At 65.7% G+C, this 23,525-nt stretch carries 18 protein-coding genes and 1 tRNA gene; 12 read left to right on the forward strand and 7 right to left on the reverse strand.

Features of this window, described 5'->3' with window-relative positions:
- Positions 1-3 precede the first annotated feature (3 nt).
- From ACLARN_RS23750 to ACLARN_RS23765, 4 genes are all read right to left on the reverse strand, one after another.
- Positions 4-1,428, reverse strand: a complete 1,425-nt coding sequence (locus ACLARN_RS23750; RefSeq protein ID WP_409493658.1) for an ATP-binding protein — start codon at positions 1,426-1,428, stop codon at positions 4-6.
- Positions 1,425-2,117, reverse strand: a complete 693-nt coding sequence (locus ACLARN_RS23755) for a response regulator transcription factor (protein WP_409493659.1) — start codon at positions 2,115-2,117, stop codon at positions 1,425-1,427. The genes ACLARN_RS23750 and ACLARN_RS23755 overlap by 4 nt, the downstream gene beginning before the upstream one ends.
- 85 nt (positions 2,118-2,202) lie before the next feature.
- Positions 2,203-2,817, reverse strand: a complete 615-nt coding sequence (locus tag ACLARN_RS23760; protein WP_409493660.1) for a trimeric intracellular cation channel family protein — start codon at positions 2,815-2,817, stop codon at positions 2,203-2,205.
- Positions 2,817-3,470, reverse strand: coding sequence for a response regulator (locus ACLARN_RS23765; protein WP_076159046.1), 654 nt, complete (start codon positions 3,468-3,470; stop codon positions 2,817-2,819). The genes ACLARN_RS23760 and ACLARN_RS23765 overlap by 1 nt, the downstream gene beginning before the upstream one ends.
- A gap of 358 nt (positions 3,471-3,828) precedes the next feature.
- Here ACLARN_RS23765 and ACLARN_RS23770 point away from each other — a divergent pair.
- Positions 3,829-3,901, forward strand: a tRNA-Arg gene (locus ACLARN_RS23770).
- Positions 3,902-4,031: 130 nt separating this feature from the next.
- Here ACLARN_RS23770 and ACLARN_RS23775 read toward each other — a convergent pair.
- Positions 4,032-5,915: a DNA/RNA helicase domain-containing protein gene (locus tag ACLARN_RS23775; RefSeq protein ID WP_409493661.1), complete on the reverse strand. Its 1,884-nt coding sequence runs from the start codon at positions 5,913-5,915 to the stop codon at positions 4,032-4,034.
- 129 nt (positions 5,916-6,044) lie between these two features.
- Here ACLARN_RS23775 and ACLARN_RS23780 point away from each other — a divergent pair, with 129 nt between their 5' ends.
- Both ACLARN_RS23780 and ACLARN_RS23785 read left to right on the forward strand, forming a co-directional pair.
- A complete protein-coding gene (locus ACLARN_RS23780; protein WP_409493662.1) occupies positions 6,045-7,937 on the forward strand; it encodes a DNA/RNA helicase domain-containing protein in 1,893 nt (630 codons plus the stop codon).
- A 97-nt stretch (positions 7,938-8,034) separates the two neighbouring features.
- Positions 8,035-8,919: a restriction endonuclease gene (locus tag ACLARN_RS23785; RefSeq protein WP_409493783.1), complete on the forward strand. Its 885-nt coding sequence runs from the start codon at positions 8,035-8,037 to the stop codon at positions 8,917-8,919.
- Positions 8,920-9,022: 103 nt separating this feature from the next.
- On the opposite strand, the gene ACLARN_RS23790 is transcribed toward ACLARN_RS23785, so the two are convergent.
- The gene (locus ACLARN_RS23790) at positions 9,023-10,249 is read right to left on the reverse strand and encodes a DUF6880 family protein (protein WP_409493663.1); all 1,227 of its coding nucleotides are present in this window, start codon (positions 10,247-10,249) and stop codon (positions 9,023-9,025) included.
- A 92-nt stretch (positions 10,250-10,341) separates the two neighbouring features.
- On the opposite strand from ACLARN_RS23790, the gene ACLARN_RS23795 reads away from it, so the two are divergent.
- The 6 genes from ACLARN_RS23795 (at position 10,342) to ACLARN_RS23820 (ending at position 20,131) form a co-directional block, all read left to right on the forward strand.
- Positions 10,342-11,502 (forward strand): hypothetical protein, encoded by a 1,161-nt coding sequence (locus ACLARN_RS23795; protein ID WP_409493664.1) that lies wholly within the window; start codon positions 10,342-10,344, stop codon positions 11,500-11,502.
- Between the two features lie 60 nt (positions 11,503-11,562).
- Positions 11,563-12,033, forward strand: coding sequence for a UPF0158 family protein (locus ACLARN_RS23800; protein WP_409493665.1), 471 nt, complete (start codon positions 11,563-11,565; stop codon positions 12,031-12,033).
- A 112-nt stretch (positions 12,034-12,145) separates the two neighbouring features.
- Positions 12,146-13,690 (forward strand): TIGR02677 family protein, encoded by a 1,545-nt coding sequence (locus ACLARN_RS23805; RefSeq protein ID WP_409493666.1) that lies wholly within the window; start codon positions 12,146-12,148, stop codon positions 13,688-13,690.
- Entirely contained in the window at positions 13,687-14,880 is a 1,194-nt protein-coding gene (locus ACLARN_RS23810) for a TIGR02678 family protein (protein WP_409493667.1), read from the forward strand. Before ACLARN_RS23805 ends, ACLARN_RS23810 begins: the two co-directional genes overlap by 4 nt.
- A complete protein-coding gene (locus ACLARN_RS23815) occupies positions 14,877-18,914 on the forward strand; it encodes a TIGR02680 family protein (RefSeq protein ID WP_409493668.1) in 4,038 nt (1,345 codons plus the stop codon). The genes ACLARN_RS23810 and ACLARN_RS23815 overlap by 4 nt, the downstream gene beginning before the upstream one ends.
- Positions 18,914-20,131 (forward strand): TIGR02679 family protein, encoded by a 1,218-nt coding sequence (locus ACLARN_RS23820; RefSeq protein ID WP_409493669.1) that lies wholly within the window; start codon positions 18,914-18,916, stop codon positions 20,129-20,131. Before ACLARN_RS23815 ends, ACLARN_RS23820 begins: the two co-directional genes overlap by 1 nt.
- On the opposite strand, the gene ACLARN_RS23825 is transcribed toward ACLARN_RS23820, so the two are convergent.
- On the reverse strand, positions 20,128-20,514 hold the full coding sequence (locus tag ACLARN_RS23825; protein WP_409493670.1) for a cupin: 387 nt from the start codon (positions 20,512-20,514) through the stop codon (positions 20,128-20,130). The genes ACLARN_RS23820 and ACLARN_RS23825 overlap by 4 nt on opposite strands.
- A gap of 78 nt (positions 20,515-20,592) precedes the next feature.
- Here ACLARN_RS23825 and ACLARN_RS23830 point away from each other — a divergent pair, with 78 nt between their 5' ends.
- The 3 genes from ACLARN_RS23830 to ACLARN_RS23840 all read left to right on the forward strand — a co-directional run bounded on the left by ACLARN_RS23830 (position 20,593) and on the right by ACLARN_RS23840 (position 23,391).
- The gene (locus ACLARN_RS23830) at positions 20,593-21,159 is read left to right on the forward strand and encodes a TetR/AcrR family transcriptional regulator (RefSeq protein WP_409493671.1); all 567 of its coding nucleotides are present in this window, start codon (positions 20,593-20,595) and stop codon (positions 21,157-21,159) included.
- Positions 21,160-21,277: 118 nt separating this feature from the next.
- Positions 21,278-22,708, forward strand: coding sequence for a UvrD-helicase domain-containing protein (locus ACLARN_RS23835; protein ID WP_409493672.1), 1,431 nt, complete (start codon positions 21,278-21,280; stop codon positions 22,706-22,708).
- Positions 22,709-22,716: 8 nt separating this feature from the next.
- Positions 22,717-23,391, forward strand: a complete 675-nt coding sequence (locus ACLARN_RS23840; RefSeq protein WP_409493673.1) for a DarT ssDNA thymidine ADP-ribosyltransferase family protein — start codon at positions 22,717-22,719, stop codon at positions 23,389-23,391.
- Positions 23,392-23,525 lie beyond the last annotated feature (134 nt).

Genomic DNA, 23,525 nt, shown 5'->3' on the forward strand with positions numbered 1-23,525 from the left:
CCCTCAGGCGGGGGCTCCCGGAAGCCGCAGGGTCATCAGCGCGCCGCCTTCGGGAGCGCGTCCCGCGTAGACGTCGCCGCCGTGCCGCTGCGCCGCGTGCTGGACGATGGCGAGGCCGAGCCCGGAACCAGGCAGCGTCCGCGCCTCCGACGACCGGTAGAAGCGGTCGAACACCTTCGGCAGGTCCTCGTCGGCGATCCCCGGCCCCGCGTCCTCGACTTCGAGCACCGCGGTGCCGTCGCCGACCGGGTACAGCCGGACCCCGACCGTCGAGCCTTCTGGCGAGAACTTCACCGCGTTGTCCAGGAGGTTCAGCACCGCGCGTTCCAGCGCGCTGGTGTCGCCGGTCAGCACCCACGGCTGGAGCGAGACGTCGAACTCGATCTCGCCCGCGCGGCGGCGTGCCCTGTCGAGCGCTCGCTCGACGACGTCGACCATCTCGACCCGTTCGTGCTCGATCCGCGGCTCGTCCTGGCGCGCGAGTTCGACGAGGTCACCGATCAGCTGGGTCAGTTCGTCGAGCTGGCCGCGGATGTCGGCCTCGATGTCGCTGCGGTCCTCGTCGGACAGTGTCCGCGCGCCCGGCCTGCTCGCGGACAGGAGCAGTTCCAGGTTCGTGCGCAGCGAGGTCAGCGGGGTTCTCAGCTCGTGACCGGCGTCGGCGACGAGCTGCCGCTGCCGTTCCTGCGATTCGGCGACCGTGCCGAGCATCGTGTTGAAACTCTGGGTGAGGCGGGCGAGTTCGTCGTCGCCGCTGACCGGGATCGGCCGCAGATCACCCGTGGTGGCGACGCGTTCCGCCGCCGACGTCAGCCTGTCGACCGGCCTCAGCCCCGCTCTCGCGACGGCCGTTCCCGCGGCCGCGGCGACCAGGATCCCGGCGCCGCCGATCAGGAACAGGACCACCGAAAGCTCGTTCAGGGTGCGCTTGGTCGGGCCGAGCGACTGGGCGAGCACCATCGCCTGCCCGGCGCCCTGCGGGAGGGCGACGACCCGGCTGTCGGTCTTCGGGTCGGTGCGCAGGGAGAACGCCTTGTCGCCGGTGGCGACCGCGATCTCGTCCTCGCCGTACGGCGGACGGCTGCCGGACTGCGGATAGGTCAGCCGGATCTTCTCCCCGACCGTCAGCTGGCCGATCTGCAGGTCCGCGCTGGCCAGGAAGGCACCGGGCACCTGCTGCAGTTCGGTCTGCACCTGCGGCGAGTCGACCGCGGCCTGTGCGCGGGCCATCAGGTTGTCGTCCACCTGCTGGTAGAGGTTGTCCTTCACGACGAGATACGCGCCGAGCGACACCACCGCCACCGCGCCCGCCACCGAAACGGCCGCGAGCAGCGTCACCCGGCCGCGGAGCGAGAAGCGCCGCGTGCCCCAGCGGTCGCCGCGCGGATCCTTTTCGGACACGTCGACGACCTGGACCGGGTCGGTCACGGCGGGGTTTCCCTCAGCACGTAGCCCACTCCCCTGACCGTGTGGATCAGCCTCGGTTCGCTCCCAGCCTCGGTCTTTCGGCGCAAATAGCCGACGTAGACCTCCAGCGCGTTGCCCGACGTCGGGAAGTCGTATCCCCATACTTCCTCCAGGATCCGGCTGCGGGTCAGGACGTGTTTCGGGTAGGAGAGGAACAGCTCCAGCAGCGCGAACTCGGTCCTCGTGAGACTGATCTCCCGCCCGTCCCGGCGCACCTCCCGCGTCCCCGGGTCCAGGGTGAGGTCCGCGAACGACAGGATCTCGGCGTTCTGCGCCGCCTGCGGATCCGGAATGGCACGGCGCAGCAGCGCGCGAAGGCGAGCGAGGAGCTCTTCGAGCGCGAAGGGCTTCGGGAGGTAGTCGTCGGCGCCTGCGTCGAGACCGGACACACGATCGGACACGGTGTCCCGTGCCGTGAGCACGAGAATCGGCAGGTCGTCACCGGTGCTTCGCAGGCGTCGGGCGACCTCCAGGCCGTCGAGCCGCGGCATCATCACGTCGAGGACCATCGCGTCGGGTCTGTTGGCGATGATCGCTTCCAGGGCCTGCGCGCCGTCCCCGGCCATTTCGACCTGGTACCCGTTGAACTCAAGGGATCGCCTGAGTGATTCACGGACGGCCCTGTCGTCGTCCACTACGAGGATGCGCATGGCGACAGTCTTACGCAGCGTGCTGAGACTCGCCTAAGAACACACACAGAACAAACAAAGGAAATCGAGCGGTCCACCAGGCGTTTCAGCCGGTCTCGGGGCCTTTTGCAACAGGTGCGTTCCATCTACGCCACAAAGCGAGCATCCGGACCCCCACCACCGCGGCAGCTGATACGGCCGTCACCGGCCCCGCCGGCAGTCGCAGAGCGTGACCGACCACGACCAGTGCGGCCCCCGCGAGCGCCGCGACCGCGTAGATCTCCTTCCGCAGCACGAGCGGGATTTCCCGGAGCAGAAGATCACGCAACGCGCCGCCGCCGATACCCGTCGTCATCCCGATCAGGCACGCCGCGTAGGGAGTGGCCCCCGCGTTCAACGCGATAGTGGTACCCGCCGTCGCGAACACCCCGAGCCCGAGCGCGTCGGCGAGGAGCACGCCGCGCCGCAGCTTCGCGATCTGCGGATGGAACACGAACACGACCAGCGCCGTCCCGCCACAGACCGCGAGATAAGGCCAGGTCCGCAGGGTCGTCGGCGGCGTGATCCCGAGCAGGACGTCACGGATGATCCCGCCGCCGAGCGCCGTGGTGAGCCCGACGACGACCACCCCGAACACGTCCAACTCCGACCGCACCGCCGCGAGCGCGCCCGAAGCCGCGAACGCGATCAAGCCGAGGAACTCGAGCGCGGTGAGGATCATTACTGGTCGAGCAGGCCACCGCGGTACGCCAGCAGCGCGGCCTGCACCCGGTTCGCCGCGCCGATCTTGGACAGGACGGCCGAGACGTAGCCCTTGACCGTGGCCTCGGACAGGTGCAGGCGCCCGCCGATCTCCGCGTTGGACATCCCCTGCCCGATCAGCCCGACGACCTCACGCTCCCGCTCGGACAGCGACGCGAGCAACTTGCGCGCCGGCTGCGCGGCCCGCTGCTCGTCCCGATGTGATTGCACCATCCGCGCCGCGACCCCGGGGTCCAGCACCGCGCCACCCCTGGCGAGGTCCCGCACGGCCCTGAGCAGCGCCGCCGGATCGATATCCTTCAGCAGGAAGCCGTTGGCCCCGAGCCTGAGCGCGAGACTGACGTAGTCGTCGATGTCGAACGTGGTCAACATCGCGACGGTCGGCGGATCCGGCAACGCGAGGATGGCCCTGAGCGCGCGAATACCGTCGTCAGGGGCCCGCATCTTGATGTCGAGCAGCGCGACGTCAGGGTGGTACCGCCGGGCGACCTCGACCGCTGATCTCCCGTCACTCGCCTCGCCCACGATCTCGATGTCGGCGGCGCCGGACATCATGGCACGCAGGCCCGAACGGACCAGTTCCTCGTCGTCGGCGAACATGAGCTTGATCAACGAAGCCCTCCGGCAGCCGGGGGAGCGGCGTCTCGCGTCCCGTTAACGAAGATTACCTACTGTTGTTCAGGGTTTCGAAACCAGACACGTACGAGTGACCCGTGCGGGTCATCTGTGTCGATCTAGGCGTCGATTCAGACCCTGTTTCGCTGAGGTCGAGTGTGCGTGCTCCGGGACGGATCCGCAGGTCGAGTGTCACTATGCGGCCAGTGGCCGGGTTGCGCGCCGTGCTCCCCTGGCGGCTGCGGCGCAACCGCCGTTCGGGGCATCCGCCCGGTTCACCGAGCTGGCCCCTCACCCGTTGAGCCCTCATGCCCAGTCGGAGCGGCCACCCGGTAGCCTGTACATGGCAGTACATGCCCTCGTAGCTCAGGGGATAGAGCACCGCTCTCCTAAAGCGGGTGTCGCAGGTTCGAATCCTGCCGGGGGCACTCTCACCGATGTTTCGTTCGCCAACTGGGTCGCCGACCACACTGATGGCTTCGCCGAACCAAAGTGCCTGGAACTCTCCCCCGTGGGGAAGCCTGACTCGCTCGGCCGCCGTGCTTTCGGTCATCGCGGCTACCTGGCGAACTTCCGGATGAAGTCGTTCGTCTCGTCGTCCGTGGAATAGACGCACACTCCCTGCATGCCCCGTGTCATGAGCACCTTGTAGGTGTTCCGGACCAACCGGTCGAACCTCACGGGCTCGGCCTTGTTCACCGACCCGTCGAAGGAAAAGTCGCGGCGCGCGACCCACTCTCCGTTACGGATGACCAGGTCGTCACCGAAGATGGCCCCCGCCCAGTCGTACTCGAAGCCCTGGGCCGTGTAGATGCAGCCGACCTGCCCGAAACCCTCCGGCTCGGACGCCCACAAGGAAGCCGAGGGAACGCCAGGCACTTCGAATCCTTGTCTGGCGTTCCACGGACGACGCCATCCGCCGATCTGGACGTCGTCGAGCAGCCGCAGTTCCCCATCAACCGTCACGGGGTCGTGCCACTCCCAGCAGAAACCGGCCGCCATCCTCGCCGTGCCGGAGAAGGTTTTGGCCTGACGGAGAAGCCAGCTCTCCAGTTCATGAGGTGATCCGGCGGAGTCCACCACGTACTCGTCTTCACTGCCTTCGACCAACTCCGACCACACCACGGGCGGCTCGGAGCCGAGTCCCAGCATGCGCACAACCCACTCGTCGAATTTCGCCGAGCCACCGCACCGGTATTGACCGTCGAGGCTGATCTCGACTACCTCGCACCCTTTCCCTTCGGCGATGGAGATGATGTCGGTCTTGGTACCGATCTCACCCGGCCGCACCACCTGGTGTTCGTCCAAAAGGAACAGTGGCACCTTCGCCACCTCGATGAGCTCGTCGATCTGGCTCCGCACCTTCCCATGAAGATGGGCGGGCATGCCCCGCACGCGGTGCGCTTCATCGCAGATCAGGACATCGAGAGCATCCGCGGGCTCGCGGCGGAACTCGTTGAAGTACTTGAAGATCTCGCCGGAACGTTCCTCGTCCCCTGCCACCTTGTCCCGCAAGGTCTCGGTGAAGGCGCGTGATCCGGTCGCGTGCAGTGCTTTTCTCTTCTGCCTTGCCAATGCGGCGAGTAGCGTCACCGCGATGGCGCTCTTGCCGGAGCCCGGCCCACCATTGACGACAACGACCTTTTTCCGTTTGTTCTCACCATCGGACTCGGCCTCGGCCACGGCGTCGAGCACTGTTTTGTAGGCGACCTGCTGCTCATCGAGAAGAACGAAGTCGTCTCGGGCGACAAAAGCGTCCGCAGCGGTCTTCAGCAGGTTCCGAGCCGGCGCCGGCGGAGCGGAGATCAATTCGTGAGCGGCGGCCATCGCCGCGCCGGCGGTGGCCGGGTCGGCGTCGAGTACCGACCACAGATCGGAAAGCAGATCCCCTTGCAGATCCGACGTGTAGAGCTGGCCGAAGTCGTCGTACTCGAATTCATCCAGTGTCCACTCTGCGTCGCGCACGGCATTGTGCATGTAAGCGATCCCTTTGACCTGCCCGGGAACTCGCGCGAACGCGGGGACGAAGTCGAGGAGCTGACGGCAGTACCGCCTGACCTGTTCCGCCGGGTGCAAGTCCGGCTGCCGTCTCCCGCCCCGAGCTTTCACCAGACCGGTACCGACCGTCTTCGCGTCGCTCCACTGCTTCAGCTCGACGAGCACGTAGGAGGGGCTCTTGGTTTCCGGGTGAACCCCGCAGAGGATGGCGTCCACTCGCTTCGGGCTGTACGGAAGCCGGTACTCGAGCAGCACCTGCACGTGTCCGAGGCCGGCGGCGCACAGCATCTCGGCGAGTACCGGAAGGCTGCGCCTCCAGGAACCGATTTCACCATGCTGTTCGGACGCCTTGTAGGTGACGCCCACATGCTTGGCGAGCTCTATGACAATACGTTCGTGCTGAAGTTCTTCGCGCAGTTCGTACGCGGTCTTGCTGACCGGCAAGCCACCCTCCCCAGGGCCGTTCCCGCCTCTTGGCCTTTCGCGCGATTGCGTGAAGGCAAGAATCACTCTAGCGGGTTATGATCGACTGCTGGGGAGCAGCTGAGCGCCCCACGCCCAGGGGAGGGACGAGTGGCTCTTGCACGCGGCAGCGCGGCCGATCTCTTGATCGATGCCCGCGCGGGTCACCTGCACACCCGGTTGAAGGAGCAAGCGGGCTTCGTGTTCGGCAGCAGGATGGGAACCAGCGAGGTGATCTCCTGGCAAAAGAGCCTGCCCATCCTGTTCACAGATCTCGTGGACGCGGGTCTTGGCGACGTCGAAGTCCTCCTCGAGCATCAACTACCGCACAGTAAGCAGCGCATCGACGTCGTGCTGTGCGGCGTTCATCCTCGTACCGGACAGAGCTCGTTCGCCTTTATCGAACTCAAGCAGTGGTCGAAGGCCGAGTCGTACCTGTCCGAGGTGGTCAACGTGGCCGGGCTCCCGGGACGGCACCTTCATCCGGCCGAGCAGGTTCACCGGTATCGCCAGTACTTCGTGGACCACACGCCAGCGCTCGTGGATCGGCCACAAGCGGTGCACGCCATGGCATACCTGCACAACGCGCGTCGGACGGATGTGTCCGGTCTCCTTCAGGACAACCCTCGCCCCAGCTGCCGGCTGTTCACCATGGATGACAAGGCGGCCCTGCGCGACCACCTCAACGCCGTGCTCGACTCCGCGGTCGACAGGCGAGCGAACGTGGAATCCGGCGACGAGTTCAGTGCCTTCACCCACCGCCCCACCAAGCCGTTGCTGGATCTGGCCGCCGCCGAGATCAAGGACCGCGAGCAATTCGTTCTCCTGGACGAACAGAAGGTCGCGTACGAGCTGGTACTGCAAGCGGTTGAGCGGTCTCGGGCGGCGCAAACGCGCACGGTCGTGATCGTCGAAGGCGGCCCTGGATCCGGCAAGAGCGTGATCGCTTTGAGCCTGCTCGGCGAACTGGCTCGTCGTGGCCTCGCCGTCCACCACGCGACCGGTTCGAAGTCGTTCACCTCGACCATGCGCAAGTACGCCGGACGCGGCAGCACTCGGGTCCAGGGGTTGTTCAAGTACTTCAATGCCTACGTGGGTTGCGAGCCTCGCGAACTGGACGTCTTGATCTGCGACGAAGCGCACCGCATCCGGGAGAAGGGCGTCGACAGGTTCACGAAAAAGGAGAGGCGCGATCGCGCCGATCGTCAGGTCAACGAGCTCATCAACGTGGCGACCGTTCCCGTCTTTCTCCTCGACGAGCACCAAGTCGTGCGACCAGGAGAAATGGGCTCACTCAAGGAGATCACCACCGCGGCGCGCGCACTCGGTTGCGAAGTCGAGGTCGTCCGGCTGCATGATCAGCTGCGTTGCGGCGGCTCGGTTTCCTACGACACCTGGGTCGCCAGGCTGCTCGGGCTCGGTTCCGCCGAACCGCCGATCGCCTGGAGCAAGCTCGCGGGTCCCCTCGACGAGGGCATCACTTTGACTACCGCGGCGTCACCAGAGGCGCTCGAGTCCTGGGTACTGCACCAGCAGGCCCAGGGTGGCGGAGTCGGGCGGCTGGCCGCCGGCTTCTGCTGGCCATGGAGCAATCCGGTCAAGACACCCGATGGACTTCGGCTCGTAGACGACGTCCAGGTCGGTGCGTGGAAGCGGCCCTGGAACGCGAAGGGCGAGAAGTCGGTGCCGGACGTACCCGAATCCAGCTACTGGGCGACGGACGAACGCGGCTTCGGCCAGGTTGGCTGCATCTACACCGCTCAGGGTTTCGAGTACGACTGGTCAGGCGTGATCTTCGGCAAGGATCTCGTGCGCCGAGACGGCATGTGGCATCCGGTGCGCGCGAACTCCAAGGACACCGAGGTCAAGAAGGCCGACGAACTGCACTTCGGCGCGCTGATCAAGAACACGTACAAGGTCCTGCTCACTCGTGGGATGCGCGGGACCGCGATCTTCTCGGAAGATCCCGAAACCCAGGAATTCCTGGAAGAGATGACTCGGTAGCCCGGTCGAGACCGGCAGGGCACCATCACAGCCGGTATCACCGTAGTCACGTTCACTAAGGGAGGATTCGTTGGGCGTACCGGACTACCAATCCCTGATGGCCCCGTGCCTACATGTACTGGCAGACGGGCAATCTCTGCCAGTGCGCGCGCTCCGTGACGCGGTCGCAGAACGCTTGAAGGTCACGTCCAGTGACAGGGAGGCGAAGATCCCCAGCGGATCGTTCGTCTTCGACAACCGGATGCACTGGGCGATCACCTACATGGCGCAGGCAGGCCTGGTTACTCGGCCCCGGCGCGCGGTAGTACAGATCACCGACCGCGGCAAGAATGTCTTGCGACAGCATTCGGACCGCGTCGACAACACCGTGCTCGCGCAGTTTCCGGAGTTCACCGAATTCAAGAGCCGAAGCAAGGAAACCACCCCAGGCTCGACGGAAGCCCAGGAGAACGCCGACACCGTCCCGCCCGCTGAATCCATCGCCAACGCGGTCAAGCTCGCTCATACCGCGCTCGCCGACGAACTCATCGAGCGAGTGCGTGAGCGTGATCCGGAATTCCTTGAGCATCTCGTCTTGCGAACGCTCACCGCGATGGGTTACGGCGGAAGCCACGGAGCTGCGGAGCACCTGGGGCGTAGCGGCGACGAAGGCCTAGACGGCGTCATTCGACAAGACGCCCTCGGCCTCGACCGCATCTACGTCCAGGCCAAGCGCTATGGCAAGAGCCGAGCCGTCGGACGACCCGAGATCCAAGAGTTCGTCGGTGCGCTCCATGGCGCGCAAGCCGATCGGGGCGTCTTCATCACCACCAGTCGTTTCACCCCTGACGCCCAGCAGTTCGCCGAGCGAATCCAGGCTCGGGTCGTTCTGATCAATGGCATCGAGTTGGCGCAGCTCATGATTCGCCACAACATCGGTGTACAGGTCCGCGATACGTACGTTGTCAAGCGTATGGATGAGGACTTCTTCGAAGACGCCTAGCGGGAGCGGTCAGGGGGTCACCAAACCACAAGAACCGACACGCCATAATTCCGTGATCGATTCCGTCGGCGACGCGGCCGTGTGGGTTATTCTTCAGGGCCCGTCACAGGTCGGCGCTATCGAGCTTGGCGATGAATGATGTCTTGCGTTTGTGCTGGTCTCGCAGGCTGTCCAGGTAGATTCCGAAGCCGGTCTCGTCGTCCGTGGCCCGGTAGGCGTCACGGAGCTTCCGGAGCATTTTGATGGCTTTGCCATACCGGTACTTGTCGGTACTGACGTCGAGTCGTTGCTGGATGAGCCGTTGCCATGGCTCGATGACATCTCGTGGGCGGGCGGGTTGGCGTAGCTCGATGATCTGTTGCCAGCGTGACTCGAAAAGAGCGTCGGCATGGCTGGCTGCCGCCTGCCATGCTTCGTCCAGTTCGCCTTCGTCGAGGAGTACGCCGATGAGGTGGTCGACGAGGGCGGGCTGTGCGGTGGTGGCGTCACGAAGCCGCTCGATCGCCTTGTCTCGCAGGCCGACCCAGTCGCCGGTGCGTTGAGTGGTGCGGCGCAGGTCGGTGTAGTGGGTCTGGGTGGGGTACTGGTCGAACAGCTGCCATCGGATGGCGAGAGCTTCGCCGGTGGCGCCGCGGTCGAGCAGCAGATCCACATAGACATCGCGAAGCTTGCCTTTGTCGATTGGGTTGCCGATCCCCAGTCCACGTAGTGCCCAGTTCTCGGCGTCAACCGGGCGCCCGGCGTTTCGTAGCGCGTCTACGATCTTGCGGTATTGGGATGCGGCGTAGAGATCGGTAGCCAGCACCGTGACGTAGTGGTCGACGTCGCCTGAGATCTCGGCCAACTGCTCACGCAGCACGCGGATCCCGAATGGTGTCTTGCCGTCCAGTTCCGGCTCAGCAGTCTTGGCGCTATCTTCGACCACGCGGGCCAATTCAGCACGGCCTTTATCCCCCAACGCTTCCGCGTAATCACGTAGTTCGAAGTCCGGCCAGCCCGGCCCATCAAACCGCAACTTCACCAGCCACGCTGCCAGCCGCTTCGGATCGGGCGGGGCCGCCGAGCAGGCCCGCGCGTGCACATTCATCAGCGCATGAAGGTAGGCGGACGAGTCATTCATGTACATCAGCGCCGTCGTCACCAGGTCGACCGCGCGGCGCGCGAGAGCAGGCACAACCGCGGGCTCGCTCTCGATCAACAGTTCACACGCGGCGACAACTTCCATCGCGAGCTGGGAATACTCGCGTCGCCCGTGGTGCGGATGCGTCCGACGATCTCGCCGGAGCCCATCGATCAACCGACGTACTCGCTCGACTTCCACGCTCGCCATGCCTGCCATTCAACACCGACGAATCAAACCGGTCCGCGTGGTGGCTACCCTGGCGCATCGACGACGTAACACTGTGGACGGCGAGGGAAGCGATGAGCGAATACCAGTACTACGAGTTCCTCGCCATCGACCGGCCCCTGGACGAACGTCAGCAGGCTGCCGTGCGTTCCCTGTCCACCCGCGCGACGATCACCGCCACCAGCTTCGTCAACGAGTACCACTGGGGCGACTTCCACGGCGACCCGAACCGGCTGATGGAGCGCTACTACGACGCGCATATGTATGTGGCCAACTGGGGAACACACCGGCTCATGCTCCGCCTGCCGCGTCGCCTCCTGGACCTCCACGCAGTCGAGGACTACTGCGTCGACGACCATCTGTCAGCCCGGACCACGGACCAGTTCCTCGTGCTCGACCTGACGAGCGAGGACGAATCCGGCGACTTCGGCTACGAGGCCGAAGTAAGACTGTCAGCCATCGTCGGAGTCCGCGCTGAACTCGCGGCGGGCGATCTCCGGCCCCTCTATCTCGCCTGGTTGGCAGGCTACGGTGTCTGGGAGCGAGACGAGTACGCCTTCGAGCCCAGCGCGGACGACGACCTTGAGCCGCCCGTGCCGCCCGGCCTGTCCACGCTCACCGCGCCGCAACGAGCGCTTGCCGACTTCCTCCGCCTCGACGACGAACTGCTCGAGAGCGCGGCCCGGACGAGCCCACCGCTCGCCGAGCCCGCGGATGATCCCGGCCAACTCGCTGCTTGGGTGACAAACCTGCCGCTCGCCGAGAAAGACCAGCTTCTGCTACGCGTCGTCGAAGAGCACGGAGTGTCCGTACGGATGGAGCTGCTTCGCCGGTTCCGCGACGAACGCACCACGACCATCACCGCTCCACCACGGCGAACCGTGGCCGACCTTCTCGACAACGCGGCACGGCTGCGGGCTGACCAGGAGCGCTGTGAAGCCGCCCAGCTTGCCGAGGAGGAAGCGCGCCGCGAGCAGGCACGTGCCCTCGCCCGCGAACGGCGGCTGGACGAGCTGGCCCTTGATGAGGATGCAGCTTGGGCGCGCGTCGATGCGATGATCGCTACCCGAAAGCCTGGTGAGTACGACGCCGCTGTGACGCTGCTCAGCGATCTCCAGGCCCTCGCCGAACGCGATGGTCGCGGTGACTTGTTCAGGGAGCGAAGCATGGCGCTGCGTCAAACGCACGCTCGCAAACCAAGTCTCATCGAACGGCTAGACCAGGCAAACCTTTGAATCGCTCGGAAAGGTGTGGCATGGATCTTGCGGCTGAGTAAGCGGGAATAGGCTGTCCGTATGCCCGGCTTGGACAAGTTCGACATCGGTGACATCGCGATGGCTCTGCAGGATCAGGTCGACTACGAGCACTTTCACCTGGTCGACCCGCAGACAGGCGAGATGGGCTACTGGACACAGGAAGGCGGGGTAGACGGCGAGAATCCGATCGACCTCGACGAACTGGACCTGGTCGTGATCAACCCGCTGCCGTCCTACGTCTGGTACCAGGACATGGCGGACTTCGCGGAAGGCATCAGTGACGAACGAGCTGGCCGACGGCTGGAGAGGGCCATCCGCGGCAAAGGCGCCTTCCGCCATTTCAAGGACGAGCTGCACGAGGAATATCCAGAACTTCTCCCCGTCTGGCACGCGTTCAGTGACAACCGCGCGAATCGTCGCGCGGTGCGGTGGCTTGCCGACAATGCCCTTGTCGACCATGACACCGCTGACCGGTTCGCTGTCGAACACCCAGATCCTGACCTGCCCTGAAGCTCAGCGAGGCTCGGAACTCGCCGCGACGCTGGCGGGGGTTCAAGGCGTGCTGACCAGGCGTCCGGAGGGGCAGCGCCAAGACTGTCGGTGCTCTCTCCATAATGGGATCGTGACCGCCGACCAGGAGCCCCAGCCGTTCGCGCACCTGAGTGCGCCGAACGCGGCGCTCTATCGCGACGTCCTCTTGACGTTCGCGCGGGCGAGGGACCGGTTCATCGTTCACATGCGTCCGGAGGACGTCGCGGCGGACTTGGGCAGGCCGGGTGACATAGAGCAGGTCGCGGACGCGCTGGACAAGCTGGTCGAGTGGGGCAACTTGCGGGCCGATCCGGATACGAGCCGGGTGACCAGTGTCGCCGACTTTCATCGTGCTCGGTACCTCTACCAGCTCACCGCGGCGGGCCAGGCCGCTGAAGAGGCACTCGCGGTTTATGACCAGGCGTTGGGGCGCCGGGGTTCGCTGCAATCGGTGGCGCTGGAGGACATCGCCGCGCAGCTGCGGGCGCTCGTGGAGCTGGCGGGAGCACAGGAGCTTGACCCCGCGAAGGTGCATCTTCTTCTCTTGGCCCTCGCCGAGCGGTTCACCGGGCTGGCCGACAACGCGCAGGCGTTCATGGCGTCGCTGCGTCGTGTCATCGATTTCGCCGACGGGGACGTGGAGGCGTTCGTCGCCTACAAGCAGCGGCTGATCGACTACGTCAACCGGTTCATCGCCGATCTTGCCAACCGGGGTGCGGAGATCGCGACTCTGCTGGGCAAGATCGAAGAAGCCGGTGTGCGAGAGCTGCTCATGGTGGCCGCGAAACGCGAAGCGGCCGATGTCGCGCCTGACGATCACGAGAACGCGGCCGCCATCGAAAGTTGTTACGACACTTGGCGAAATCGGTGGCGTGGGCTGCATGACTGGTTCGTCTCCGCCGACTCTCGCCGTCAGTCGCAGGCGCGACTTCTACGCGGAGCCGCTGTCACGGCGATCACCCAGCTCATCGACACGGTGGCCGCGCTCAACGAACGTCGTTCCGGGCGTTCCGATCGCTCGGCGGATTTCCGGACGTTGGCGCGGTGGTTCGCCCAGGCCCCGGACGACAACGCGGCGCATCGTCTGTGGCGGACGGCGTTCGGGCTCGGTTCGGCGCGGCACCTCACGGTCGACAACGAAACCGTTGCCGCGTGGGAGGAAGAGCAACCCGCGCCGAGTACGCCGTGGCGGCAAGCGGCCGGGGTGCACATCAGCCCGCAGTTACGCCGGACAGGATCCTACGAGCGGCGCGGTCAGCCCAACCGGGTTTCGGACCGCGCGGAGCAGCGACGGATCCTGGCCGAGCAGGCGGCTCTCGAAGCCGAGCAGGTCGCCGCGGCGCGTGAGCGGTTGGCAACGCCTGGACCGACACGGCTGTCGGCGCTGGGTGAGCTCGACGCGCGGGCGTTCCGGCTGTTCCTCGGTCTCCTCGGCGACGCACTGTCCTCCCGTGCTCCCGGCGATCATGAAGTCCGGACCACCACGAGCGACGGCACGATGGAGGTTCGCCTGACCCTCGTGCGTGGTGGCGGAACAGTGCGCATCGAAACCGAGGACGGGACTCTCCAAGGGCCGGAGCACCTGATCGAGATCCTCGACCTGATCGGGAACGGCCGGGTGGAGGCGATCGCGTGACCGTGCTCGCCGAGGAAACCGTCGCGCAGAAGCGGAAAGCCCTGCGGGCGCTGCTCGCCAAGCCGTTGCTGACCGCGGGAGCGGACGACGAAGTACTGCGGTTGGTCCGGCGCCATGCGGCGGATCTGCGTGATTGGCTGGCCACGGAAACGGGCTGGCGGCTGCTGGTCGGCGCGGAATCCGCGCGCTTGTTCAAAACCGCGCCGACCTTGACCGACCCGACCCATCCGGCGAGGGACGGTAAAGGCAAACCACCGTTCGGCCGCCGCAGGTACGTCCTGCTTTGCTTGGCGCTGGCCGTTTTGGAGCGAGCCGACGCGCAGATCACCCTCGGCCGTCTCGCCGAAGGCGTGCTCGCCGCCGCGGGTGAACCGGAGCTCGTCGACGCCGGGGTGTCGTTCACGTTGAGCAGGCGCGACGAACGTTCGGATCTCGTCGCCGCGGTCCGGTTGCTGCTCACGTGGGGTGTCCTCGAGCGTGTCGCCGGCGAGGAAGACTCCTACCTGAGCGACAACGGAGACGTCCTGTACGACGTACAGCGCCGAGTGCTGGCCGCGCTCTTGACCAGTGGCCGCGGCCCTTCCACGATCAACGCCGCCGATTTCGAAACCAGGCTCGAAGAGCTTGCCCATGAGCCCGTCGCCGATACCGATGACCTGCGCAATCGAGCCTTACGCCACCGGCTCACCCGCCGCCTGCTCGAAGATCCGGTGGTCTACTACGAGGAGTTGGCCGACGACGAGCAGGCGTACCTGGCCAGCCAGCGGCACGCGATAACGCACCGGATCGAGGACGCCGTCGGTCTGGTCGCCGAGGTCCGCGCCGAGGGCATCGCGATGGTCGATCCCGACGACGAACTGACCGACGTGCGGATGCCCGAGCAGCGCACCGACGGCCACGCCACCCTGCTCGTCGCCGAGTACCTCGCGGCACGGAACGGGCCGGTGCCCATCGAGCGAGTGCTGGCGTATGTCAGGAAGATCGCCCGCGAGCACGCCTCCTACTGGCGTCGCGGAGTCACCGAAGAAGGTGCTGACGAGGAACTCCTCGCCATCGCGTTGCACAAGCTGCGCGCCTTGCGCCTCGTGGAGGACTCCGCGGGGGATCCGCCGATGGTGCGTGCGCTGCCCGCGATCGGCCGCTATCGGCTCGACGCGCCCACCATTCGGGAGAGGAAGACCGGGAAATGACTTTGCCCGTCCCGGACAGAGCCCGCTGGCAACCGCTCAGGGCCGGCCTGGTCGACCTGTTCTACTACGACCTCGAAGAGTTCCATTTCCACGATGGCCGTTTGTTGTTGCGTGGCAACAACGGAACCGGCAAGTCCAAGGTGCTCGCGCTCACCCTGCCGTTCCTGCTCGACGGCGAACTGTCGGCACACCGGGTGGAGCCGGACGGCGACCGCAACAAACGCATGGAATGGAACCTGCTGCTCGGCGGGAAACATCCGCACAACGAACGTCTCGGCTATACCTGGCTGGAATTCGGCCGTGCCCTTCCCGACGGGAGCGCCGAATACCGCACGATCGGCTGCGGGCTCAAGGCCGTCGCCGGACGCGGTATCGCCAGGCATTGGTTCTTCGTCACCGACCAGCGCGTCGGCCGTGACCTCTCCCTGGTGAGCCCGACCCGGGTGGCGTTGACCAGGGAGAAGCTCAAGGACGCCGTCGACGGGCATGGCCTGGTGTACGACACCGCGTCGGAATACCGGCGTGCGGTGGACGAAGCACTGTTCGGACTGGGGATCCACCGCTACGAAGCCCTCGTCAATCTGCTGATCCAGCTTCGACAACCGCAACTGTCGAAGAAACCGGACGAGAAACTGCTGTCCCGAGCGCTCACCGAGGCACTCCCGCCGCTCGACCCGGCCCTGGTGGCCACGGTCGCGGAAGCGTTCCGTGGACTGGACGAGGAGCGGGAAACCTTACGCGCCCTCGCCGAAGCGAAGACGGCGGCGGAACAGTTTCTCGGCCATTACCGACGCTACTCCCGGATCGCGGCCAAACGCCGTGCGGCTCCGGTGCGGCACACCCACAGCAGGTATGAACAGCTCGGCCGCGAGCTGGGTGAGGCCGAGGCCGCTTACGAAAAGGCCACCCTGGCCCTCGAAGGAACACAACGGCTGCTCGACGATTTGACGAAAGTGAAAACCCAGCTGGAGGCACGACGTGCCGCGCTGCAGAGCAGTCCGGAAATGCGGGACGCCGAAGCTCTGAAACAGGTGGGAGGAGAGGCCGACAGGCTCAGCAAGTTCGCCGCCGAGCGAGAGCGTGACCTGACGTCGGCCGTCGCCAACCTGCGACGCCGTAAAGAGCAAGCCGAAACGGCACGGCGAACGACCGCCGCCGACGTGGCGGTTTTGGAGCAGGCCAAGGGCATCGCACAGGAGGCCGCCGAGGCCGCGTACGTGGCCGAGGGACATGCCGCCGCCGTCGCCGACGAAGATGAGCGCGCCGGGCAGGCGCTCATCGAACGGCAGACCAACGCTGTGGACCAGCTGCAGCGGCTGCTCGACGCCGCGACACAAGCCGAAGCCGCGTTGCGTTCGGCACGCGAAAGCGTGGACCGGATCACCGCCGAACAGCAGGGCGCCGCCGAGCGGATCACCGTGGCCGAAAAGGCCATCGTCGAGCACGGTGCGGCGCTCGTCGACTCTTATCGCTCCTATTTGGCCAGCACGGAACAGTTCAGACTGTCCGATGTGGACGATCTGCTCGATGCCCTCGACGCGTGGACCGAGACCCTCGCGGGCGCGAATCCCGCCGCATCGGCCGTGGAAGAAGCCGTGCTACGGGCAACCGCCGAATTCGGTCGCAGGCAAGCCGCCCTGGACGCCGAGCGAACAGCGGCGGAGAACGAGCGACGAGCGATCCTCGACGAGATCGCACGGCTCGAGGCAGGCGGGCACGACGCTCCGCCAAGGCCGTACACCCGTGACGAAGAAGCACGAGTGGGCCGCCCTGGCGCGCCACTGTGGAAAGTCGTGGACTTCGTCCCGGGCGTCGACGCGGATCATCAAGCCGGACTCGAAGCGGCCTTGGAGGCCGCGGGCATCCTGGACGCTTGGGTGACCCCGGACGGTGAACTACACAGCACCCTGACCGGAGACATGGTCGTCAGGCCTGGCGAGGCTGCACCGGCCGGTGGCCTCACCGCTGTGCTCGCGCCGGCGGTGGACCGAGCCGACCCTCAAGCCGCGGCCCTTGCCGACGACGTGGTCGAAACGGTCTTGCGCGCGATCGGTCTCGGCCCCGTCGCGGACACCTGGGTCGCGGTGGACGGCAGGTTCGCCGTCGGCGTGTTGAGCGGGGCGTGGCGTAAGGACACGGCCGGTTATCTGGGTGAGGGTGCACGCGAAGCCGCACGCAGGGAACGGATTCTGAGGCTGCGCGAAGAGAGTGCCTTACTGGATCAGCGTCTCGCCGCGGTGGCAGAGGCCGAATCCGGCCTGGCCGCCCAGCGAGCCGCCCTTACCTCGGAACACCGTGTTCAGCCGAAAGACAACGATCTCCGCGACGCTCATGTCAAACTCGCCGGCGAACATGAGGCCAAACGCCGGATCGACGTCCGCCTCGGTGAAGCCGTCGTGCTTTCCGGCGATTGGTCCGACAAGGCCGAGCACGCTCGCGGAAGGGTCATCGAATTCGCCGGCGATGTCGGTCTGCCAACGGATCTCGAGGAACTGGCCCGAGTTCGCGAAGCCCTTGGTGACTACCGGGTCGCCTTGGCCGGGCTTTGGCCCGCGGCGCGGGCACTGGCTCGGGCCCGCGCGGACGCGATCAAGGCCGAAGACGAACTGCTGGCCGCTGCCGAACACCACGGCGAAGCGCAGGAGTCGGCCGTCACCGCCCGCACCGAAGCCGAAATCGTGGCGGAACGCCACCGCGTCCTGGTCGAGACCGCGGGTGCGGGAGTCGATGAGCTCTATCGGAAGCTCAACGTGGTCGCGACGGACCTGGATGAGCGAGACGCCCGCGAAAAGCAGGTGCGCAGAGACGAACAGGTCGTGCGCGAAGAGCGGGGTACGGCCAACGGGCGGCGCGAGACACTTCGCGACTCGATCTCGACTGCCGTGGCCGAACGTGACCAGGCCATCAGTGAGCTGCGGGCCTTCGCGACGACAGGACTGTTGACGACGGCCATTCCCGAATTGGACTTTCCCGATCCTGGCAAGGAATGGGCGCCCAACCCGGCCGTCGCCCTCGCCCGGGCCGTCAACGCCGCGCTGGACGGCGTGGACGACGCGGACCGGCCTTGGGAGCTGGTGCAGCAGCGCGTGTCGGCCGAGCACAAGCTGCTGACCGACGCGCTGTCCAGGCACGGCCATTCGGTCGGCATGACCGTGCGGGACGGGATCATCGTCGTCGATGTGCTTTTCCAAGGGCGCACTCAAGACATTCCGACGCTGGTGGCCGCTTTGGAGGTGGAGAACGAGCAGCGGGCGAACCTGCTTTCGGCGAAGGAACGCGAAATCCTCGAGAACCACCTCATCAACGAAGTGGCGGGAACGTTGCAGGAATTGATCGGTAACGCCGAGGACCAGGTCCGGTCCATCAACAGCGACCTGGAAGCCCGGCCGACGTCGACCGGAATGCGCCTGCGGTTGCAGTGGCGTACTTCGCGGACGGCGCCCGACGGCCTCGATCGAGTGCGGGACCGGTTGTTAAGGCAGATCGCCGACGCCTGGAGTGCGGAAGACCGGAGCGCCGTCGGCCGGTTCTTGCAGGAGCAGATCAACCGCGAGCACGCCGAGGACGCGGCGGGCGGCTGGGTCGAACAACTGACGCGTGCACTGGACTACCGGAGTTGGCACGAATTCGCGATCCAGCGCTACCAGGACGGACAATGGCGGTCGGCGACCGGCCCGGCCTCCGGCGGCGAACGGGTGCTTGCCGCGTCGGTCCCGCTGTTCGCTGCGGCATCCTCGTTCTACTCGTCTTCGGCCAATCCCCACACCCCACGTCTTGTCGCGCTCGACGAAGCGTTCGCCGGCGTCGACGACGACTCACGGGCCAAATGCCTCGGCCTGCTCGCCGCGTTCGACCTCGACGTCGTGATGACCAGCGAACGCGAATGGGGTTGCTACCCGCAGGTGCCCGGTCTGGCCATCGCACAACTCGCCCGGCGCGACGGAATCGACGCCGTGCTGGTGACGCCCTGGCGGTGGAACGGCCGCGAGCGTGTCCAAGAGCAACGACCGATCCCCTACGTCCCGAGTGCCTGATGGCTGATCTCGACCGCCTCCGCAGGCTCTTGGGTGGTGAAGAGACGGCGTGGCTGCTCGATCGCTTGCGCCGACGGATGGTCAACGGTAAGCCGTTGACCGGAATCGTCACTCTCGGCTCGGCGACACAGGACCAGCGCAGGGCCATCGAGCGGTTGCTCGGCCGCCGGGCCGGTACTGGTACTTCCCTGAGCGTTTCTCTCGATGAAGTCGACGCGGTGCTCCGTCGCAGCGGTTCAGCGCCGGACGGGCTCGCCGATGCCGCGAGGCTGCTGATCGGAACCGTGCCGGACCGAGTGAGGGAAGCCGCGGCTTGGGCGGCGGCGTACGTGCCCTTGGACGAGCTGGTCGTACGACGTCCGGCTTTGGTGACGTGGCGCGGCTGGCTGGACGCCACCGGCCTCGTCCGGAGGTTGACTTCCGATCCGGAGAGCGCTTCGACGTTGATCACCGCTGCGGTCCGCGTACTCACCGAGTTACCCTCGGAGGGCATCGCACTGGGCCGTCTCGCGGCGGAGACCACGGGCGACGCGCACGGCCTGGATGACGGGCGCCCCTTGGCGACGATCGTCCTCTCGGCGGCGAGAGTCCTCCGTGGCACCCCACCGGCAGGAGACGGAACAGCAGGCGAACGCCGTACTTCCTGGGCGGCGGTGGGCGTCCACCGCGACGAGCTGTCCTCGTCCGTGTTGTGCCTCGGTTTGCCGGGCAGCACCATCACGGTGACCGGCCGCATACTGGCTTTGGCCAAGGACGCCGGTGAACCTTGCGTCTTGACGCTTCGCCAGTTGAACGCCGCGCGGCTCGGCGTCGAAGCCGGGCTCGTGTCGGTTTGCGAGAACCCGATCGTTCTCGCCTCAGCGGCCGATGAGCTGGGGTCCGGCTGTCCTCCTCTCGTCTGTGTCAACGGCCAGCCGTCGGCCGCCGTGTGGCGGCTACTCGATCTGCTGGCGACCGACGGTGCCCGGTTCAGGTATCACGGCGATTTCGACTGGGGCGGCATCCGGATCGGCAACACCCTGCGGGACCGGATTCCTTGGGAACCTTGGCGTTTCGACGCTTCCGCGTACTCCGCGACGAGCGTGACCGGCGGTCCGCTGACGGGAAACCCGGCGGCCGCGGCCTGGGATCCGGAACTACGGCCGGCCCTCGAGCGGCGTGGTGTCCGCATCGAAGAGGAACTGGTCCTCCCTGCCTTGCTGGACGATCTCCGCTAGGCCTCGTGGAAGTCGTCGAGGCGGTGCGCTTCGGCGGAGGCTTCGGTAGCCGCCAGCCAGTGCGGATAGGTGACGTAGACCAGTTCCGCGTCCTCCTCGGCCGCGTAGACGACCTCGGTGCCCGCCCGCAGGTAGATCACCTCACCCGCCCGAGCCGTCACCGAGCCCGAGGGACCTTCGACGGTGAAGATTCCGGAGGTGATGACGAGGGCCTCGTCGTAGGTCATCTTCCAAGGGTTCTTCTCCCCCTTCCGGTAGCGCCCGAAACCGACGGACATTGCCGCGCCGCTGTCCTCAGATAGGACGTCGGCAAGGAAGATCTGCTGGTCAATCCGCTGAAACCAGGTCGAAGCGCCTGCGCTCGTGAAGTGTTCGACGGACATCCAAGTCTCCTTAAGTGGAAGTTTCTCCGCTTAGTTAAGCGGAGAAAGTTCCACTTGTCCACCGACTAAACTCACCGCGTGCTTCCCATCGCAGGATCCGGACCGGTCGAGCGAGCGGACGCGGCTCGCAATCGGCAGAAGATCGTCCGGGCCGCGGCCGAGCTTGTGGCGACCAAGGGGGTCGAGGGGCTCGCGTTGGACGAGGTCGCGGCGGAGGCGGGCGTCGGGATCGGGACCGTGTACCGGCGGTTTCCGGACAAGGGCGCGCTGGCACAGGCGCTTCTGGACCAGAACGAGCGCGAGTTCCAGGAGGCGTTCATCAGCGGGCCGCCACCGCTCGGGCCAGGTGCACCCGCAGCCCAAAGGCTGAGGGCGTTCATGGACGCGTACGTCGACAGACTCGAAACGCACGGGCAACTGCTGATGGTCGCGGAGACCGAGACACCGATGGCGCGGTTCGTGACCGGCGCTTACCGGCTGCACCGCAATCACCTGGTCGCGTTGATCAGCGAGATCGATCCGGGCGCCGACGCGCACTTCCGGGCGGATGCGTTGCTCGCGCCGCTAGCAGCGGCACAGTACGCCCATCAGCGAGGAAGCGGCATGACGACGGAACGCATCAAGCGCGGCCTAAGGAACCTGTAACCGATACGCCAGACGGTAGGACAACCCACCGAATCTGAAGTTTCGGGCTTCGATAACTACTATTTCCGCAATTGCATGACATGCAGGCAAAGCTTGATCAACATGCAATACTCCCCGAATGGGGAACAAGCTTCCTGAACCACAAGGGCAGCAGCGTGAGGTCGTCTATCTGCGAGGCAAAGGACATTGCGTCGCACTGGGTGTGGCCGGTAGCGGAAAGACGGTCATGGCGGTTCGGCGAGCCCGTTACTTAGCGACAGTACCTGGCCTGGGCGGACCGACCTTGCTCATCACCTTCAACGGAGCCCTGGTCACTTACCTGAAGAGTCTGGTGGACGAAGGATCCGGTGTCACTGTCGAGCAGTATCATGTGTTCGCACGTCGTGCCCTTCGCGAATTTTTCGCGACGAACCCACGGATCTGCGACTTCACTACCAGGGACAACTTGATAGCGCGCGCCTTAAAGGATGTTCGACTTGGCGCCACCGAACGATCCGCGGCCTTCAGGAAGCCTGTGCGGTTCTTCGCGGACGAGTTCGATTGGCTCACCGGCAACGGCATCGACGACTTCGGCGATTACTTGAGCGGTGAGCTCGAACGGGTCGGACGCGGATCGAACCTACTCAAGGCGGACCGGCTAGTCGTTTACAAGGTCTACCGTCGGTATCAGGAGCTCCTCGCCAACGCCGGCTTCGATCTTGACTGGTCGAGCCTGGCAAGCGAACTCTTGCGCACCTTGAACAGCGAAGTGGCTATGCACGGCTACCGACATGTCGTTGTGGACGAGGGGCAGGACTTCACCCCTGAAATGATCCGGTCGCTAGCCGCGTTGATACCTGAAGATGGCTCACTGACCTTCTTCGGTGACTACGCGCAACAGATCTATGGAAGCCGGATGTCTTGGAAGTCTCTCGGGCTCAAGGTCACCGGTGGAAGGCTGGTGCGGTTCGATCGCAACTATCGCAACACTCGCCAGATCGCACAGCTCGCGAAGGCCATATCCGATCATCCGAGGTTCGGCGACGGGATCGAACTGGTGAAGCCGACCGCCCCCGTGCGCAGTGGTAAGCCCCCTCTCCTGACCGACGTCGGCTCTGACATCCGGCTGATCGAAGTCGCAGCGCACTTCGCGACGAACCTGTGTATCGATCGGAATACCCAGGCGAAGGATCAGCGCGTGGCGGTGCTCTCCAGGGATGGTGCACTCACCGAGCGAATCGCCAGGCTGGTGGACCGGCAGCGCACAGTCAAACTGCACAAGGGCATGACGAAATGGGACCAGTCCCCCGGCGTCTACTACGGCCCGTACAGCGAGGCGAGGGGACTGGAGTTCGACACCGTCGTACTCCCATTTCGCGCCGAGGACGAGAAGCCGCCAGAGGCCAGCATCCAGGCTTTTGGACTGGAGGAGGCACTAGTGCGACAAGCGCGCGAGTTGTACGTCGCTGTGACGCGGGCCCGCACCGACGTTGTCCTCATCCATCACGGCCAGCTGACAAGCGTGCTTCCCGAAGCCGAGTCGGGCATCTACGAACTGATGAGCTCATGAACGAGGTCATGAGCGAAGTCAGACGGCGAGGGATCAGCAGGTTGTGTCACTTCACCAGGGCGGCGAGCCTGGCGCACATCCTCGCGAGTGGAACCTTGCGAGACGTCGAGGACCTGCGAGATTCCGCTGAGGGCTACCGCCCGACCGACGATCGACGGCTGGACGGGCACCTCGGTCATATCTCCTTCAGCCTCGAATACCCGAATTCCTGGTACTTCAAGGAGGCTCGCAAGCGAGACGATCAGTTCCTCGAGTGGGTGGTGCTGACAGTGGATCCAGTACTGCTGGACACACCGGGCACCAGATTCTGTCCACACAACGCCGCAAGGCATTCCGGCAGCGGAATCCAGGACGGCCTCGACGGCTTCAACGCGATGTTCGCCGATCGCGTGGGGTTACGTCTACGCGATCCCGAGCACCCGTCGTGGTGGCCGACGGACGATCAAGCGGAGGTGCTGATTCCAGGCCCTATTCCGGTCAGCGCGGTGCGGAGTGTGATCCTGCAAAGTGCGGATCAGGCAGCGCTGGAAGACTTCCGCCTTGGCGAGATCGGGCTGCCAGCACACCCGCCGTTCGTGATCGCACCAGACCTTTTCGAGACCGACAAGTTGTCGTCGCAGGTCAGAACGGGCTTAAGGCCGATCGAGCTCGCGCACGGAGATCTCTACCGGCCCAACACGTAGAACCCCGTCATCCAGCGGGACGCACCGCTTCCCACCGCGACCCCGCAAAGCCCGGAAAGTCCCAGGCGGGTAAACGACGTCCATCCAAGCGCAGGGGTTCGCGGGCCGGTGGACCTCGAACCGCACGGGACCGT

The sequence above is a fragment of the Amycolatopsis sp. cmx-11-12 genome (genome assembly GCF_046269425.1).
Lineage (GTDB): Bacteria > Actinomycetota > Actinomycetes > Mycobacteriales > Pseudonocardiaceae > Amycolatopsis.

Coding starts and splice junctions, on each gene's coding strand:
- ACLARN_RS23815 (WP_409493668.1), top strand. CDS start 14,877: ATGACTTTGCCCGTCCCGGACAGAGCCCGCTGGCAACCGCTCAGGGCC.
- ACLARN_RS23835 (WP_409493672.1), top strand. CDS start 21,278: ATGGGGAACAAGCTTCCTGAACCACAAGGGCAGCAGCGTGAGGTCGTC.
- ACLARN_RS23795 (WP_409493664.1), top strand. CDS start 10,342: ATGAGCGAATACCAGTACTACGAGTTCCTCGCCATCGACCGGCCCCTG.
- ACLARN_RS23755 (WP_409493659.1), bottom strand. CDS start 2,117: ATGCGCATCCTCGTAGTGGACGACGACAGGGCCGTCCGTGAATCACTC.
- ACLARN_RS23840 (WP_409493673.1), top strand. CDS start 22,717: ATGAGCGAAGTCAGACGGCGAGGGATCAGCAGGTTGTGTCACTTCACC.
- ACLARN_RS23800 (WP_409493665.1), top strand. CDS start 11,563: ATGCCCGGCTTGGACAAGTTCGACATCGGTGACATCGCGATGGCTCTG.
- ACLARN_RS23820 (WP_409493669.1), top strand. CDS start 18,914: ATGGCTGATCTCGACCGCCTCCGCAGGCTCTTGGGTGGTGAAGAGACG.
- ACLARN_RS23825 (WP_409493670.1), bottom strand. CDS start 20,514: ATGTCCGTCGAACACTTCACGAGCGCAGGCGCTTCGACCTGGTTTCAG.
- ACLARN_RS23790 (WP_409493663.1), bottom strand. CDS start 10,249: ATGGCGAGCGTGGAAGTCGAGCGAGTACGTCGGTTGATCGATGGGCTC.
- ACLARN_RS23785 (WP_409493783.1), top strand. CDS start 8,035: ATGGCCCCGTGCCTACATGTACTGGCAGACGGGCAATCTCTGCCAGTG.
- ACLARN_RS23760 (WP_409493660.1), bottom strand. CDS start 2,817: ATGATCCTCACCGCGCTCGAGTTCCTCGGCTTGATCGCGTTCGCGGCT.